General features: G+C 62.3%; 12 protein-coding genes and 2 riboswitches. Of the genes, 5 read left to right on the plus strand and 7 right to left on the minus strand.

Annotation, left to right across the window (positions count from 1 at the left end):
* Positions 1 to 55 precede the first annotated feature (55 nt).
* The gene (locus KGB25_RS16760; RefSeq protein ID WP_411740532.1) at positions 56 to 1,345 is read left to right on the plus strand and encodes an NADH:flavin oxidoreductase/NADH oxidase family protein; all 1,290 of its coding nucleotides are present in this window, start codon (positions 56 to 58) and stop codon (positions 1,343 to 1,345) included.
* Here the strand turns inward: KGB25_RS16760 and KGB25_RS16765 are convergent.
* The 5 genes from KGB25_RS16765 to cobW all read right to left on the minus strand — a co-directional run bounded on the left by KGB25_RS16765 (position 1,291) and on the right by cobW (position 9,848).
* Positions 1,291 to 2,937, minus strand: a complete 1,647-nt coding sequence (locus tag KGB25_RS16765) for a phospholipase D-like domain-containing protein (RefSeq protein WP_223435914.1) — start codon at positions 2,935 to 2,937, stop codon at positions 1,291 to 1,293. The genes KGB25_RS16760 and KGB25_RS16765 overlap by 55 nt on opposite strands.
* Positions 2,938 to 3,102: 165 nt before the next feature.
* Complete coding sequence (locus KGB25_RS16770) at positions 3,103 to 3,714, minus strand: vWA domain-containing protein (protein WP_317850750.1); 612 nt, start codon at positions 3,712 to 3,714, stop codon at positions 3,103 to 3,105.
* 53 nt (positions 3,715 to 3,767) lie between these two features.
* Positions 3,768 to 4,766, minus strand: a complete 999-nt coding sequence (locus KGB25_RS16775; protein WP_223435916.1) for an ATP-binding protein — start codon at positions 4,764 to 4,766, stop codon at positions 3,768 to 3,770.
* A 153-nt stretch (positions 4,767 to 4,919) separates the two neighbouring features.
* Positions 4,920 to 8,777 (minus strand): cobaltochelatase subunit CobN, encoded by a 3,858-nt coding sequence (cobN, locus tag KGB25_RS16780; protein ID WP_223435918.1) that lies wholly within the window; start codon positions 8,775 to 8,777, stop codon positions 4,920 to 4,922.
* Between the two features lie 3 nt (positions 8,778 to 8,780).
* Positions 8,781 to 9,848 (minus strand): cobalamin biosynthesis protein CobW, encoded by a 1,068-nt coding sequence (gene cobW, locus KGB25_RS16785; RefSeq protein WP_008035722.1) that lies wholly within the window; start codon positions 9,846 to 9,848, stop codon positions 8,781 to 8,783.
* Positions 9,849 to 9,943: 95 nt separating this feature from the next.
* Positions 9,944 to 10,156, minus strand: a riboswitch (cobalamin riboswitch).
* A gap of 193 nt (positions 10,157 to 10,349) precedes the next feature.
* A riboswitch (cobalamin riboswitch) is annotated at positions 10,350 to 10,578 on the plus strand.
* A gap of 119 nt (positions 10,579 to 10,697) precedes the next feature.
* On the opposite strand from cobW, the gene KGB25_RS16790 reads away from it, so the two are divergent.
* The 4 genes from KGB25_RS16790 (at position 10,698) to cobM (ending at position 12,848) form a co-directional block, all read left to right on the plus strand.
* Positions 10,698 to 10,892: a CbtB domain-containing protein gene (locus KGB25_RS16790; RefSeq protein WP_008040066.1), complete on the plus strand. Its 195-nt coding sequence runs from the start codon at positions 10,698 to 10,700 to the stop codon at positions 10,890 to 10,892.
* Positions 10,893 to 10,903: 11 nt separating this feature from the next.
* The gene (locus KGB25_RS16795; protein WP_008040067.1) at positions 10,904 to 11,608 is read left to right on the plus strand and encodes a CbtA family protein; all 705 of its coding nucleotides are present in this window, start codon (positions 10,904 to 10,906) and stop codon (positions 11,606 to 11,608) included.
* The gene (locus tag KGB25_RS16800; protein WP_223435920.1) at positions 11,605 to 12,030 is read left to right on the plus strand and encodes a cobalamin biosynthesis protein; all 426 of its coding nucleotides are present in this window, start codon (positions 11,605 to 11,607) and stop codon (positions 12,028 to 12,030) included. Before KGB25_RS16795 ends, KGB25_RS16800 begins: the two co-directional genes overlap by 4 nt.
* A gap of 71 nt (positions 12,031 to 12,101) precedes the next feature.
* On the plus strand, positions 12,102 to 12,848 hold the full coding sequence (gene cobM / locus KGB25_RS16805; protein ID WP_008035806.1) for a precorrin-4 C(11)-methyltransferase: 747 nt from the start codon (positions 12,102 to 12,104) through the stop codon (positions 12,846 to 12,848).
* Between the two features lie 152 nt (positions 12,849 to 13,000).
* On the opposite strand, the gene nfuA is transcribed toward cobM, so the two are convergent.
* Positions 13,001 to 13,585, minus strand: a complete 585-nt coding sequence (gene nfuA, locus KGB25_RS16810; RefSeq protein WP_008035804.1) for a Fe-S biogenesis protein NfuA — start codon at positions 13,583 to 13,585, stop codon at positions 13,001 to 13,003.
* 201 nt (positions 13,586 to 13,786) lie between these two features.
* Positions 13,787 to 16,084, minus strand: a complete 2,298-nt coding sequence (locus KGB25_RS16815) for a fatty acid cis/trans isomerase (RefSeq protein WP_223435922.1) — start codon at positions 16,082 to 16,084, stop codon at positions 13,787 to 13,789.
* Between the last annotated feature and the right edge of the window lie 66 nt (positions 16,085 to 16,150).

The raw sequence follows: 16,150 nt of genomic DNA on the forward strand, positions 1-16,150 counted from the left end.
ACATTAAAGTTAGCTTTAAGCTTAGCCTCTGTTCTCCACTGATGAGGAGTCAAGCATGTCGCCCTTCCAAGCGTTGAATTTGCCCAACGGCCAGACAATCGGCAATCGCATTGCCAAAGCGGCGATGGAAGAGAACCTTGCCAACACCGGGCAGGCGCCGTCCGATGCACTGTTTCGCTTGTACCAGGCCTGGGCCAGGGGCGAAACCGGGTTGTTGCTGACGGGCAATGTGATGATCGACCGCCGCGCCATGACCGGCCCCGGCGGCGTGGTGCTGGAAGATGAACGCGACATGGAACGCTTTCGCCAATGGGCAACGATTGGCCGCTCCGGTGGCGCGCAATTCTGGATGCAGCTCAATCATCCGGGGCGCCAGACAATGGCCAACCTCGGCCAGCAAGCGTGGGCGCCCTCGGCGGTGGCGCTGGATCTCGGTTCATTTTCCAAGATGTTTGCCGAACCCAAACCGATGTCCGAAAACGATATCGCCGAGGTAATCACGCGCTTCGCCACCAGCGCTGCCCTCGCCGAAAAAGCCGGCTTCACCGGCGTGCAGATTCATGCGGCACACGGTTACCTGCTCAGCCAGTTCCTGTCGCCATTGACCAATCGCCGCACCGACCGCTGGGGCGGATCCCTGGAGAATCGCGCACGCTTGTTGCTCGACGTGATCAGCGCCGTTCGCCAGGCCGTATCACCGAAATTCTGCGTCTCGGTAAAACTCAACTCGGCCGACTTCCAGCGCGGTGGCTTCGACGCCGACGATGCCCGCCAAGTGATCCAGTGGCTCAACGATCAGCCGATCGATTTGCTTGAGTTGTCGGGCGGCAGCTACGAAGCACCGGCCATGCAGGGCGAGGCACGCGATGGCCGGACCTTGGCGCGAGAAGCGTATTTTCTGGAAATGGCCGGTGAATTGGCGAGCGTGGCGCGTATGCCGGTAATGGTGACCGGCGGGATTCGGCGTTTGGCGATCGTCGAACAAGTGCTCGACAGCGGCATCGCCATGGCCGGCATCGGCACCGCGTTGGCCCTCGAACCGCAGTTGGTCAAACACTGGCGCGAAGGCCGGAACAGCCATCCGCAACTGCCGCCGATCCAGTGGAAACGCAAACCGTTGGCCTCGCTGGCGAGCATGGCTGTGGTGAAATTCCAGCTCCAGCGCCTGAGCCGTGGCCGCAAGCCCCGGCCGGAGGTGTCGGCGGTCTGGGCGCTGATCCTTGACCGTTTGTACATTGGCCGGCGTACGCGGCAGTACCGACAGGCGATGGGGCCATTAAATTCACTGTTTTACCGTCCGGAGAATCGCAGTCGCGACAGCTGCCGCAAATCCCCCGCCAGGTAATAATCATCAGTCCAGCTGTCATCCGCCCTCAACGGCTGCACCTGTTTGAGCGCGAGCTTCTTGGCGAAGTAGCGAAAGCGGTAATGCTCGTAGAACCGCAGCAACTCCAAACCATAACGATCAGCCAGATCGGTATCGCCGCGCACGATCAGGTAGTTTTCGTCGTTGCCGTTACTGGCCGCAGCGCTGAGGTTGTGGCTGCCGCTGATGATCGTCGGCGCGTCGCTGGTGAAGTCGGTGACCACGGCTTTGGTGTGCACCAGCAAGTTGCCCTTCTGGCCCTTCATGTTCTCTCGAAGCCAACCTTCCAGCCCGGTGTTGAGCAGCGCAGTCGCGGCAAATTCAGCGCTGCGATCAGCGTGAAAACCGGTGATGCGGCTGGCGGTGTTTTGCAGGCCGTAACGCAAAATATCGTCGTGGGGCTGGCCGAGCAGCGCGTTGAGAATGTCGTCGGGCAAGGCGAACGCGGTGACAAACAGCACGTCCTTTTTCGCGGCGTTGATGATCTCGACAAACGCCCGCAAATCACCCTGCCCTGAACGCGGTGAGAACCCGGCGAACAACGGCTGCTGCGGGTCTATCGGGTTGTGTTGCGTGATCCATTGCCGGGTGGCGCCGACGTCCTCCGGTGTCGCCCAGACTTGCTCGAAGGTCTGCAGATAGCTGGCGCCGATGCGCGCGTCGTCCAGCACATGCACCACGTTGGCCTGGCGATAAACGCCATTGGGCGTGAAATTGGTGCTGCCACACAGCACCGCTTCTGGCTGAAGCTGCCCGGCAGCATCGACCCGGCTCAGCACCATGTATTTGTTGTGGAAGATGTTATGGGTGACACGCCCGCGCTTGTTCGCCGCCGGGATTTTTTCCAGGCTGGCCTGGTTGATGACGGTGTCGTCATCGTCGGGTTGTGCGTGATACAGCACGCGAACCTTCACACCCCGTTCGAACGCCGCGTTGACGGCATCGACGATCACCTGCAACTCGTACTCGTAAATGGCAATGTCCAGCGCCCACTGACCATCCAGCGCCCGTTCGATAAACCCCAGCAGGCGCCCGAGCAAACCGTTTTCCAGCCACTGGCGCGGCGCATCGGGCCAGGCCTCGATGGGCAGGTTCTTGTTGGCGCTGATCAACGCGTCGAGGTCGGGAAACTTGCGCTGGAATGCCTGGCTGGCGGCCACCGCGCGGTTGAAAATCACACTCTGATTGTGCGGCAGGCCGTTGTCGGACGTGACGGTCACCTCCAGAAATTCGCCCAGCTGCGGTGCATCCGCGCTGCCATAGGCGAGGTGGATTCGGTAATGGATCGTCATCCCCGGATTGACCGCGTAATCGGCCCAGCGAAATTTCTGCAACGGCGCGAGGTCGCTCGGGGTGGCGTGAAACTGCGGGAACGTATGAGCCTTGCCGGGGAACGTCAGGCTATTGAACAGGAACAACCAGGGCTTGCTGCCTTGCTGTTTTTCGATGGCGAAACCCAGCAGGCCCTTGCGGCGGGATTCGGCCAGGTCCATGGCCAGCAGCACGCCGTTGGTGCCGGCGTAGGCTTTGACGCGGAAATCGTCCTGACTGTTTGTGGCTAGAACACGCATGCTTCACTCCTGTGAATGGCTTGCCTGGATAGCATAGGGCAGCGCTGCAGATTAACCGGATTATCCGGTGATGCCTTCGCGGGCAAGCCTCGCTCCTACAGGTTACGCATTGTCCCTGTAGGAGCGAGGCTTGCCCGCGAAGAGGCCAGCACAGACACTGCAAACTCAGCCTGAAACCATCTCATCGATATGCCGATAATCCGTTTGCAGCTCCGCTGCCAACTGCCGCGCCCGCCCCAGCCGGATCGGTCCACGCTCGATGTCGATCAGCAGCCCCGGACACGCCAGCGCCGGCAACCCCGACCACTCCTTCAACCGCCCATCGGTCACCAGCAACAACCGTTGCTGCTCCGCCGGAAAACGTTTTTGCCGGACCGCGAGCCATCGCCCCGCTTCGCCCAATGCCGCCAGCAACGGCGTACCGCCGCCCGCGCCAAGGCCATCGAGCCAGTGGCGCAACCCGCTGGAAGCTTTCAACCCCTGCACTTGCCACTTCGGCGCATGGCCGCTGGCCGTCAGCAACGCCAGGTGCGCACGCTGGCGATAAGCGTCGTCGAACAACTGCGCCAACAGCCCCTTGGCGTCGCTCAAGGCCTGGTGGCGGCGCGTCGAGGCCGAGGCGTCGACGATCACCAGCCACAGTTCATGGGGCGAACGGGTGCGCAGTTGAAACAGCACATCCTGGCGTTGGCGCGGGCGGCCGTTTAGCAAGGTGCCGGGCCAATTGATCGAGCCGCTGCGGGCGGCATGACGCTTACCCTGCTTGCCGTGGTCCAGCCGTCCGGCGCGGGGCCTGGCATTCGCCCCCGCGTCAGATCGAGGGCGAATGCCTAGGGCTTTTTTGGCCAGCTCGGCACTTCACGTCGAGCACCGACCGGCAGCGCCTGCGCCGGCATTTCGCCCCATTGGCCCTGACCTTCGCTCGGGCTGGATGGTTGCGGCGCGGATTGCCGGGCCTGTTGCGGCGCCGATGGCGACTGTTCGCGACGACGATGGCGCAAGGCGAACTCGGCAACGGCATCGATATCTTCCTCGGCAATGGCGCTCGCCCCCCGCCACGCCGCATGGGCACGGGCGGCACGCAGCCAGACCAGATCGGCGCGCAGGCCATCGACACCGGCGGCAAAACAGCGCTCGGTAATCTGTGCCAGCGCCTCATCGTCCAGGGGGATGCTCGCCAGTGTGCTGCGCGCTGCCTGGCAACGCTCACGCAACGACTGCTGCTGGCTTTCCCACTCGGCGCAGAATCGTTGCGGATCGCTGTCGAAATCCAGCCGCCGACGGATGATCTGCCCACGCTGGGCGGGTGCGGTATGACCGCTGAGGGCGACGTTCAGGCCAAAGCGGTCGAGCAGTTGCGGACGCAACTCGCCCTCTTCCGGATTCATGGTGCCGATCAACACGAACTTCGCCGAATGCCGATGGGAAATGCCGTCACGCTCAATCAGGTTGGTGCCGCTGGCGGCGACGTCGAGCAGCAAGTCCACCAGGTGATCGGGCAGCAGATTGACTTCATCGACGTAGAGCACGCCGCCGTCAGCCTTGGCCAGTACGCCGGGCGAAAACTGCGCACGACCTTCGCTCAGGGCGGCATCAAGGTCGAGGGTGCCGACCAGGCGCTCTTCAGTGGCACCCAGCGGCAAGGTGACGAACTGACCGCTGGCGAGCAGGTCCGCGAGGCCTCGGGCCAGGGTGGATTTGGCCATGCCACGCGGGCCTTCGATCAGCACGCCGCCGATTTTCGGGTCTATGGCGGTGAGGTACAGGGCGAGTTTGAGATCGTCGGCGCCGACCACGGCGGAGAGCGGGAAATGCGGGGTGTCGGTCATTATCAAATCTCGGTCATGGTCGGTGAAATGCTTCTAACTGTGGGAGCGAGACCGGCTTGCCGGCGATAGCGGTGTGTCAGGCAAATCAATATTGACTGACCCAACGCTATCGCCGGCAAGCCGGTCTCACTCCTACAGGGGATCTACGGTGTGTCAGGTGTCTTCTTCTATGTCCAGCAGCAGGTTTTCCAGTGCTTCTTTATAGGCGCCCGGCTCTTGCCACATCCCGCGCTGCTGCGCTTCCAGCATCCGCTCCGTCATGTCGCGCAACGCATGGGGATTGTGCTCGCGGACAAAATCCCGGGTCGCCGGGTCCAGCAAATAGGCATCGGCCAGCAACGCGTATTGGTGATCGTCGATCAACTGCGTCGTCGCGTCGAAGGCGAACAGGTTATCGACCGTCGCCGCCAGCTCAAACGCCCCTTTGTAGCCGTGGCGCTTCACGCCGTCGATCCACTTCGGATTGGCCGCCCGCGAGCGGATCACCCGGTTCAGTTCTTCCTTCAGCGTACGGATTTTCGGCAAGTCCGGCTGGCTGTGGTCACCATGGTAACTGGCCGCCGCTGCACCGCTGAGGCTTTCCACGGCCGCGAGCATACCGCCCTGGAACTGGTAATAGTCGTTGGAGTCGAGCAAATCATGCTCGCGGTTGTCCTGATTTTGCAGCACGGCCTGAACCTGGCTCAGGCGCTGGGCGAACTGCTCGCGGGCCGCCGTGCCTTCGTCGGCACCGCCGTAAGCGTAGCCGCCCCAGTTGAGGTAAACCTCGGCCAGGTCCTCGCGGCTCTGCCACAAACGACCATCGATTGCCCCTTGCACGCCAGCACCGTAAGCACCGGGTTTGGCGCCGAAGATGCGCCAACCGGCCTGCCGTTTGGCCGCTTCTTCATCAAGGCCCGATTGCAGCAACGCCTCGCGCTCGGCGCGGACCTTGGCCGCCAATGGATTGAGATCGTCCGGTTCATCCAGCGCAGCGACTGCCTGCACCGCCGCATCGAACAGGCGGATCAGATTGGCAAAGGCATCACGGAAGAATCCGGACACGCGCAAGGTCACGTCCACGCGTGGGCGGTCGAGCAGGCTCAGCGGCAGAATTTCGAAGTCATCGACCCGCTGACTGCCCGTCGCCCAGACCGGGCGCACCCCCATCAGCGCCATGGCTTGCGCGATGTCGTCGCCGCCGGTGCGCATGGTCGCGGTGCCCCAGACAGACAGGCCGAGCTGACGCAGGTGATCGCCGTGGTCCTGCAAGTGCCGCTCGAGAATCAGGTTCGCCGACTGGAAACCGATGCGCCACGCGGTGGTGGTCGGCAGGTTGCGCACGTCCACCGAATAGAAATTGCGCCCGGTCGGCAACACGTCCAGCCGCCCGCGACTCGGTGCGCCGCTGGGGCCGGCGGGGACGAAACGACCGCTGAGGGCGTCGAGCAAGCCGCGCATTTCCGCCGGGCCGCAGGCGTCCAGGCGTGGTGCGACGACTTCGCGCAGGTTGTCGAGGATGGAGCTCACATCAGACCAACACTGTCCCTGTGGGAGCGAGCCTGCTCGCGAATGCGGTGTGACAGGCAAATCAATGTCGACTGACACTCCGCTTTCGCGAGCAGGCTCGCTCCCACAGGGTTTGGGGGTGGCATTTAAAACTTGCGAGATCAGTTGAGCGGCAAACAGTTCGAGGCGTTCGCGGGTATCGCCGGCAGTTCGCCAGACTTCATCGTCGAGCGATTGCAGCTCAATCGGTCGTGGCCCGACCCAAGGCTCGGCCAACGCGCAATCCAGCGGATCAAAGCCCAACCCAAACGCCTTGGCCAACGCCCGCAACAAACTCGACTGCGCCCCACGGCCATCGCCGCGTGGAATCCGCAACAAAGCCAACAACGTGTCAATGCGCAGACGCCCGCTCGGCGATTCGCCAAAGACGTGCAAGCCATCGCGGATCTGCGACTCCTTCAGATCGCACAAATACGTGTCCAGGCGCGGCAGCCAGATCGCTGCATCGGCGTCGCTGTCGAGCTTCTCGTCCAGTTGCAACTCACGGTCGATGTGCGTGTCGCGCACCAATTGCAGAATGTCGCGCTGCAATTCACGGGCGCGGCGCGGGTCAAGCAATTGCGCTTCGTAATACTCGTCGGCGAGCAGTTCGAGGTTGCGCAGCGGGCCGTAGGTTTCGGCGCGGGTCAGCGGCGGCATCAGGTGATCGATGATCACCGCTTGCGTGCGGCGCTTGGCCTGGGCGCCCTCGCCCGGATCGTTGACGATGAACGGATAGATGTTCGGCAGCGGCCCGAGCAATGCGTCCGGCCAGCAATGCTCGGACAGCCCGACGCCTTTGCCCGGCAGCCATTCGAGGTTGCCGTGCTTGCCGACGTGGATCACGCCGTGGGCGCCGTAGGTGTTGCGCAACCAGAAATAGAACGCCAGATAACCGTGAGGCGGTACCAGGTCCGGGTCGTGATAGACCGCGCTCGGGTCCACCTGATAACCGCGCGCCGGTTGAATGCCGACGAAGGTCAGGCCGAAACGCAGGCCGGCGATCATCATTCGCCCGTCACGGAACATCGGATCGTTTTGCGCGGTGCCCCAACGTTCCAGCACTGCCTGGCGATTAGCCTCGGGCAAGGCGTTGAACATCAGGTTGTAATCATCCAGCGCGAGGCTTTGCTGGCACGGGCGCTGATCGAGGGTGTCGAGATCGTTGCTGACGCCGCCGAGCAATTGCTGGATCAGTTCGGTGCCGCTGCCCGGCAGTTCGGCCGGCAGCGGGTAACCTTCTTGATGCAGCGCACGCAGGATATTCAGTGCAGCGGCCGGTGTGTCGAGGCCCACGCCGTTGCCGATGCGCCCGTCGCGGGTCGGGTAGTTGGCGAGGATCAGGGCAATGCGTTTTTCGCTGTTCGGCACCCGCGCCAGATCGATCCAGCGCCGCGCCAGTTCGGCGACAAAGTCCATGCGTTCCGGTTGTGCTCGATAACACACCACGTCGGACTGACTGCGCTCACTGCGCCACGCCAGGTCCTTGAAGCTGATCGGGCGACTGATGATCCGCCCGTCCAGCTCCGGCAACGCGATGTGCATCGCCAGATCCCGCGGGCCTAGGCCCTGCTCGCTGGCACGCCAACCGGGTTCGTTGTCCTGGGCGCAGATGGCCTGGATCACCGGGATGTTGCGTCGAAACGGTCGCAAGTGCGGCGCTTCGGGGCTGGATTGGGCGAAGCCGGTGGTGTTGAGAATCACCGAGGCTTCGACTTCATCCAGCCAGTCCTCGACCACCGAGAGGCAGCCGGGCTCTTTGAGACTGGCCACGGCAATCGGCAAGGGATTCAACCCCGCCGCTTGCAAACGCTGGCAGAAAACATCAATGAAAGCGGTGTTCGCCGCCTGCAAATGCGAGCGGTAAAACAGCACCGCCGCCACCGGTTGATCGGCCTGCCAGTCGGCTTGCCAATCCTGCAGTGCAGCGGGACTTTTTTGTGGATGGTAAATCGCTGTGCGTGGCAGGGTTTGCGGTTCGGCCCACTTGTAGTCGCGCTCCAGCCAGCGAGTGGCGAGGCAGCGAAACAGATCGAGTGCGTTGGCCATGCCGCCCTGACGCAAGTAATGCCAAAGCCGGTCGCGGTCTTCGGCAACCACCGTGCTCAGGTCGCTGAGTTCCGGGTCCGGGCGATCATCGCCGGGCACCAGAATCAGCTGCACGCCGCGCTGGGAGAGCTCGACCAACCGCTCGACGCCGTAACGCCAATACGCAATGCCGCCGTGCAGCGAGATCAGAATCACCTTGGCGTGGCGCAGCACTTCGTCGACATACAAATCGACCGAGGCGTGGTTCTGCACCTGCATCGGGTTGGCCAGACGCACGCTCGGGTAATCGTCCGGCAACTGTTGCGCGGCTTCGGCGAGCAGCGCGAGGCTGGAATCGCCGCTGCACAGGATCACCAGCTCGGCAGGGGTTTGTCCAAGATCGGCAATGTTGTCATCCGAGACGAAACCGCCGGGCTGGGTCCTGAGCAGATGCATGGGTTAAACGCTGAGCGCGGCGCGCAGTTGCGCTTCGAGTTGCGCGGCGTCGAGCGCCTGGCCGATCAGCACCAGACGCGTGGTGCGCGCTTCGTCGGCGCCCCACTGACGGTCGAAATGCTTGTCGAAACGCGTGCCCACGCCCTGGATCAACAGGCGCATCGGCTTGTTCGGGATCGCCGCGAAACCCTTGACCCGCAGGATGCCGTGCTTGACCACCAATTGCGTCAGCGCGTCCATCAGCAGGCTTTCGTCGGCTTGTGGCAGTTCGATGGAAATGGAGTCGAACGCGTCGTGATCGTGGTCGTCATGGTCATCGCCGTCGTGGTGATGATCGTGGTGGCTATGACGGCTGTCGATGTGTTCTTCGGAGCCGGCGCCGAGACCGATCAGCACGTCCAGTGGCAGGCGACCGCTGCTGGCTTCGATGACTTTGACGGCGGGCGGCAGTTCTTCGGCGACTTCCAGGCGTACGCGGGCCAGGTCTTCGGCGCTGATCAGGTCGGCCTTGTTGAGAATCACCAGGTCGGCGCTGGCCAGTTGGTCGGCGAACAGCTCGTGCAGCGGCGATTCGTGGTCCAGGTTCGGGTCGAGTTTGCGCTGGGCATCCACTTGGTCCGGGAACGCGGCGAACGTGCCGGCCGCCACGGCCGGGCTGTCGACCACGGTGATCACCGCGTCAACGGTGCAGGCGCTGCGGATTTCCGGCCACTGGAAGGCCTGGACCAAAGGTTTTGGCAGGGCCAGGCCCGAAGTTTCGATCAGGATGTGATCGAGGTCGCCGCGACGGGCCACCAGTTCACGCATCACCGGGAAAAATTCTTCCTGGACGGTGCAGCACAGGCAGCCGTTGGCCAGTTCGTAGACACGGCCGTTGGCTTCTTCTTCGGTGCAACCGATGGAGCACTGCTTGAGGATTTCGCCGTCGATGCCCAGCTCGCCGAACTCGTTGACGATCACCGCGATGCGGCGGCCCTGCGCGTTATCGAGCATGTGCCGCAGCAAGGTGGTTTTGCCCGAGCCGAGGAAGCCGGTAACGATGGTGACGGGGAGTTTGGCCAGTGTTTTCATCGGATGCCCTTTGGCAAGGTGGCGGGCATGCGGGACGACGACCGCAGCGACAGGCGCGCGGAAGAGTTCGCCACCGGATCACCCCGCCCGGTTGTAGTGAGAATTCGTGTCGAGGCAGGTCTCCTGGCTGACGGTGTGCCTGTCGCGAGACTGGCGTTGGCTGCGCCTTCCCGCGAACCCGTTGGACAGGTTTGCAGTGGCGTGGCAGCGAACATCACCGTTCACAGTTGCGGGGGCAGCCGCGGCATCGACCGCGTTCCCTTCTTAGCTCCGGCAAACGCCGAAGAACCTCGAATGCGCAAGGCTACGCATGGTGTGGGGGCGGGTCAATGTCTTGTGGTAGCCGCACGGGCCCCTTCGCGGGCAAGTCGGGTCGCCGCATCGCTCGCTCCTACAGAGAAATGCGATCCCCTGTAGGAGCGAGGCTTGCCCGCGAAAGGGACGACTCGGTTTCGAGTTGAGAACCCTTGCCAATTGACGCCCAACCCCCGCCCATGCTCTCCTACACACCTTGTTACGGGTGCCCTTCACAGGGTGAAACGGGAAACCGGTGATTCATGTGCTTTACTCAAAGCCATGTCAGTCCGGTGCTGCCCCCGCAACGGTAAGCGAGCGAAGCGTCAGATCCACTGTGCCAGCAGTTCGGCATGGGAAGGTGACGCTTGCAGGTTTCGGCTGACGCCAAAAACCCTCGTGAGCCCGGAGACCGGCCCGCAACACAAAGTGACGATTACGTTCACTGAATAACAAACCCGCGGTGGGCGGGCGCTGTTTGAATCTCTGCGAGCCCGATTCGCAGGGGTCTTCCATGCGCTCTATTCACCCGCTGACAGACCAGAGGGAAGCGCCATGTCGATCATCAGCAGCACCGGCCACACATCCACCAGCACCACCACGACCACCCTGGCTCAACGCCTGACCGCCGCCGTCTGCGCGTCGATCCTTGGCGCGTGCCTGGTGTATTTCGCCGGTTTCTCGCACATCGAAGCGGTGCACAACGCTGCGCACGATACCCGTCACAGCTCCGCCTTCCCGTGCCATTGAGACCTGTCGACATGATCAAGCGTATTGCGCAAACCGCAGGTTTCACAGGGCTGCTGGCCGCCCTGTTGCTGACCCTGCTGCAAAGCTTCTGGGTCGCTCCACTGATTCTGCAGGCCGAGACTTACGAAAAATCCGAGCCGGCCGCTGTTGAAGTTCATGAACACGCCGCCGGTGCTGCCGCTCACACCCACGATGCAGAAGCCTGGGAGCCGGAAGACGGCTGGCAGCGCGTGCTGTCGACGACTGGCGGCAACCTGGTAGTGGCTGTCGGTTTTGCCCTGATGCTCGCGGGCCTCTACACGCTGCGCTCGCCGACCAAAACCTCGCAGGGCTTGCTCTGGGGCCTGGCCGGTTACGCAACGTTTGTACTGGCGCCGACCCTCGGCCTGCCGCCGGAACTGCCGGGCACAGCTGCGGCTGACCTGGCACAACGGCAAATCTGGTGGATCGGCACTGCAGCGTCCACCGCCGTCGGCATCGCGCTGATCGCTTTCAGCCGCCACTGGCTGATGAAGATCCTGGGCGTGGCGATTCTCGCCGTCCCTCACGTGATCGGTGCACCACAACCGGAAGTGCACTCGATGCTCGCGCCGCAAGCCCTGGAAACGCAATTCAAAATCGCTTCGCAGCTGACCAACCTTGGATTCTGGCTGGCCCTGGGCCTGATCAGCGCCTGGTTGTTCCGCCGCAAAAGCGATGGTCAATACCACGCATGAGCGACACCAGCACAGCGCCGACGTTAGTGGTCGGCCTGGGCTGCCAGCGCGGCTGCCCCGTCAGCACGCTTCGGGCGTTACTCGATCAGGCATTACAGGCGCATCAAATCGGACTTCAGCAGATCACGGCGTTGGCCAGCATCGACCTGAAGCGCGACGAACCGGGCCTGATCGAGCTTGCCGCGCAACTCGAATTGCCGCTGACGTACTTCAGCAGTGAAGAATTGGCCGGTTATCAACCGCAACTCAGCCACCGTTCGGAAATCGCTTTTGAGCGCACCGGCTGCTACGGCGTAGCAGAAAGCGCCGCCCTCGCCCTTGCCGAACAACTGGCCCAGGCGCCGGCAAAACTGCTGATTTCCCGACAAAAATATGCCCAGGCGACCCTGGCATTGGCCTGCGCGGCGCACAATCCCCGATAATCCTCGCCTTCGATCATGAGCAATCTTCATCTGAAGCCTTGCCCAGCCCTCTTTTTTGACAGGAAACGACGATGACCGTCTATTTCATTGGCGCAGGTCCTGGCGACCCGGAACTGATCACCGTCAAAGGCCAGCGGCTGATCCGCAGCTGCCCGGTAATCATCTACGCAGGCTCACTGGTGCCCGCCGCCGTACTGGAAGGCCACAACGCCGAACAGGTGGTCAACAGCGCCGAACTGCACCTGGAACAGATCATCGAGCTGATCAAAACCGCCCATGCCAACGGTCAGGACGTGGCGCGGGTGCATTCCGGCGATCCGAGTCTTTATGGCGCGATTGGCGAGCAGATTCGTTACCTGCGCGAACTCGATATTGCGTTTGAAATCATTCCCGGTGTTACCGCGACGGCGGCGTGTGCGGCGCTGTTGGGTGCGGAGCTGACGTTGCCGGACGTGTCACAGAGCGTGATCCTGACTCGCTACGCCGACAAGACCGCGATGCCGGCCGGTGAAGAGCTGGGCAGCCTGGCGCAGCATGGGGCGACCATGGCCATTCATTTGGGGGTGAATCACCTGGAGAAAATCCTGGTTGAATTGCTGCCGCATTACGGCGCGGACTGCCCGATTGCGGTGATTCACCGGGCGACCTGGCCGGATCAGGATTGGGTGGTGGGGACGATTGCGGATATTGCCGGAAAGGTTGAGGCGAAGGGGTTTCGGCGCACGGCGTTGATTCTGGTGGGTCGGGTGTTGGGCAGTGATCACTTTAGCGAGTCGTCGCTGTATCGCGCCGGGCATGCGCATTTGTATCGGCCATAGGCCCCCATCGCGAGCAGGCTCACTCCCACATTAGATCTGTGGCGGACACAAATCCCCTGTGGGAGCGAGCCTGCTCGCGATGGGGCCAATGAATTTGGCCCATAAAAAAACGGCGCTCACGGGGCGCCGTTTTTCATGTCGCAGCGAACACCTTAGTAGTAGGCGTTTTCTTTCTGCGTGTGGTCAGTCACGTCACGAACACCCTTGAGCTCGGGAATGCGCTCGAGCAAGGTGCGCTCGATGCCTTCACGCAGGGTGACGTCTGCCTGGCCGCAGCCCTGGCAACCGCCGCCGAACTTCAACACGGCGATGCCGTCATCGACCACATCGATCAGGCTGACCTGACCGCCGTGGCTCGCGAGCCCCGGGTTGATCTCGGTTTGCAGGTAGTAGTTGATGCGCTCGTTGATCGGGCTGTCGGCGTTGACCATCGGGACTTTGGCGTTTGGCGCCTTGATGGTCAGCTGGCCGCCCATGCGGTCGGTGGCGTAGTCGACAACCGCATCGTCCAGGAAAGCTTCGCTGAACGAGTCGATGTAAGCAGTGAAGCTTTTCAGCCCCAGCGCGGTGTCTTCGGGTTTTTCTTCGCCCGGCTTGCAATAAGCAATGCAGGTTTCGGCGTACTGGGTGCCAGGCTGGGTGATGAAGACGCGGATGCCGATGCCCGGGGTGTTCTGCTTGGAGAGCAGATCAGCCAGGTAATCGTGGGCGGCGTCGGTAATGGTAATAGCGGTCATGGAAACTCCTCGCAGGCTTGGGCGCAGTTTACGCCAATCATCGCGCCGCACAAAGTCCTAGTATTTTTGTCGGGAAAGATTACGACAATAACTCTGCCTAATGTAGGAGCGAAGCTTGCTCGCGAAGGTGTGTCAGGCGACAGGTATGTAGCTGATACACCTTCGCGAGCAAGCTTCGCTCCTACGTTAGATAGGGGGGATTCAGAGATTCTCGTAGCGGTTCATGTCCAGCACGCCCTCTTCCACCGGGTCGGTTTCGTGGACGTACCGGCTCAGGTCATGGAAGTAGAACCAGAATTGCGGATGACTGCGACGAATCCCCCAGCGTTCGACGATTTTCTCGAAGCGATTGGCATCCTTGGCGTTTTCCATCGCCTCGACAAAGGCTGGCACCTGATCGGCGGGAATGTTGAACATGAAGTTCGGATAGCTGCTGAGCACTCCCGGAAAAATGGTCAGCGTGTCGAGCCCCGGCTGATAACGCAGCGACTCACCGAGCAGGAATGCGACGTTGCTGTGTGCGCGGTTGCGCAACAGGCTATAAACCTCGCGTTTGCCGCTCGCGGCTTCGATACGCAACATCGTCGCTTCCGGCAGTTGATCAATGACCTTCAGCCCGGCGGCGGGCCGTGAGGTCAGGCGACTCAAGGCCTGCTCGGCGCTCTGCAAATCCGGGTCGATGTTCGGCCGCGAGCAATAGGCCCCGTCGCAGCGGTTGATCGGATCGGGCTTGGCATTGAGCTCGCCGTAACGGGCCAGCAATTGCATGGAAAAGTCGCGTTTCGGGTCTTTTTCGTCGAGGTTCAGTGCTGTCGGCTTGTCGTTGTCGATGGACTCGTAATCCAGCCACATCTTGAATTTGCCGCTGCTCTGGTACCAGTCGTCGAGATAGTCGTCGCGTGAATCGGCGGGCATCAGGCGCAGGAAATTCTGCTCGGCGCCATTACGGATCAGGTCGAAATACAGGCGCGTCTGCGCCTGATGGGAAACGTTGCCGTACACATCGAAGTTGACCGCCAACTGATAATACGTGCGCTCCAGCAACGGGAAATCGAACAGCCACATCGTTTGCGGCACATCGCCGATCAGGCCCTTGTTCACCGAGGCGCTGTCGAAATGCCGGAAGATGGTCAGCAGCGCGTTGTCGTTGCCGGCCCACAAAGTCGACCAGCTCGGCGCGGGCGCGTCGGCGTAGTTGTCGCGGCGCAGCACTTCGTACTCGTTACGTTTGTCGCGATAGTCATGCCACAGGCTCAGCACGCTGCCGACATCGTCGTTCTGCCCCGGCATGGCCAGCAACGGCGTGGCCTGGCCGCGGTAGATCGGGTCGATGATGTAGAGATCGTGTTCCGGCGCCTGGAACAGCGCCCAGAAGTTGTCGCGAATCACATCCGTGGCGATCTGCCCACGGCACACCGGCCCGCGGATAAACGTGCGCACGAAGTATTCGGCGTTATCGAGCATGAACTGATAGCGCGCCTGCGCCGGAATCGCCTCGAACGTGGCAAACGGATTGGCCCGGCGTTCCGGACCGTAGCCCGGCAAGGCATTGGCCTGCCAGTTGCCGTTGTAGAACAGGCTTTTGACCCGTGCCATCTTCGCCGCGCTCAGCGGATAGGTGATGTGGGTCTTCTGCACGATCACGCCCTGCACCGGCCACAAGCGGTAATACACCTGCGTGCCCGGATCGTCATTCGGGCGGCGGGTGTTGATCAGGTCAATCGGCTGGCCGGTCGGCGTGCGCGAACGCACCCACTGGAAGAAATGCCCCGGCTCACCGTCCTTGAAGTAAATGTGGGCAAGGAACCAGTGCTCGAACAACCAGCGCCCCACCAGACTCTGCCGGGCGCCCGGCGAGTTGAGCAGGTTTTCCCACTGCACCACCTGCAAGGCTTCTTTCGCCGAAGGCACCAGGCCTTGTTCATCGATCGGCGCACCCGAGGCCAGCCAGCGTTGCAGCGTCTGGTATTGCTGATCGGTCAGGCCGGTGACCGCCAGCGGCATGCCTTCCTTCGGATGAGCGCCCGCGTAACCGTCGAACTCGGCCGGCATCGCGCACATGTTTTCACGATTGAGGCCCAGGACGATGTCTTCCGGCAATTTGGCATTGGGCGTCAAAGGCGTTTTGTGACCCAGTTCCAGCATCCGCGCCATCAACGCGGCCTGGCTGCCCTGGGCGTCAAGTACGGGGTAGAAGCCTTTTTGCTGCCAGGCGTGCTTGCCGAAGGCGTCATAAAACAACCGGGTCGGCGCGGCCGCCTGGCTGCGGTCGCCGTCGTAAACCGGGACTTTCGACGCACCGCGCGCCGCGCCTTCGCCGCTGCCCAGGTTGAGCTGACAGGCGGCGTCATTGCAGGCATGGCAGGCCACACACTTTTCGGTGAAGATCGGTTGGATGTCGCGGGTGTAGGAAATGGCAGCGGAAGGCGCCAGGCCCTGCGCCACGGCGCCCCAGCTTAAAAACAGCAGTACGCTGCTGATGACGACGCGATACGACATGTCCCTGTTCCCGATCCTTGAAAAAACGCAGCGATTCTACCGGGACAGCGCGCCGACCAACATGAG

Source organism: Pseudomonas sp. BF-RE-21 (genome assembly GCF_019947305.1).
GTDB lineage: Bacteria > Pseudomonadota > Gammaproteobacteria > Pseudomonadales > Pseudomonadaceae > Aquipseudomonas > Aquipseudomonas migulae.

What these genes read in the sequence shown, in the direction of transcription:
- KGB25_RS16765 (WP_223435914.1), bottom strand. Translation starts at nt 2,937, where the DNA reads ATGCGTGTTCTAGCCACAAACAGTCAGGACGATTTCCGCGTCAAAGCC.
- KGB25_RS16815 (WP_223435922.1), bottom strand. Translation starts at nt 16,084, where the DNA reads ATGTCGTATCGCGTCGTCATCAGCAGCGTACTGCTGTTTTTAAGCTGG.
- KGB25_RS16790 (WP_008040066.1), top strand. Translation starts at nt 10,698, where the DNA reads ATGTCGATCATCAGCAGCACCGGCCACACATCCACCAGCACCACCACG.
- KGB25_RS16760 (WP_411740532.1), top strand. Translation starts at nt 56, where the DNA reads ATGTCGCCCTTCCAAGCGTTGAATTTGCCCAACGGCCAGACAATCGGC.
- KGB25_RS16795 (WP_008040067.1), top strand. Translation starts at nt 10,904, where the DNA reads ATGATCAAGCGTATTGCGCAAACCGCAGGTTTCACAGGGCTGCTGGCC.
- cobN (WP_223435918.1), bottom strand. Translation starts at nt 8,777, where the DNA reads ATGCATCTGCTCAGGACCCAGCCCGGCGGTTTCGTCTCGGATGACAAC.
- cobW (WP_008035722.1), bottom strand. Translation starts at nt 9,848, where the DNA reads ATGAAAACACTGGCCAAACTCCCCGTCACCATCGTTACCGGCTTCCTC.
- cobM (WP_008035806.1), top strand. Translation starts at nt 12,102, where the DNA reads ATGACCGTCTATTTCATTGGCGCAGGTCCTGGCGACCCGGAACTGATC.
- KGB25_RS16800 (WP_223435920.1), top strand. Translation starts at nt 11,605, where the DNA reads ATGAGCGACACCAGCACAGCGCCGACGTTAGTGGTCGGCCTGGGCTGC.
- KGB25_RS16775 (WP_223435916.1), bottom strand. Translation starts at nt 4,766, where the DNA reads ATGACCGACACCCCGCATTTCCCGCTCTCCGCCGTGGTCGGCGCCGAC.
- nfuA (WP_008035804.1), bottom strand. Translation starts at nt 13,585, where the DNA reads ATGACCGCTATTACCATTACCGACGCCGCCCACGATTACCTGGCTGAT.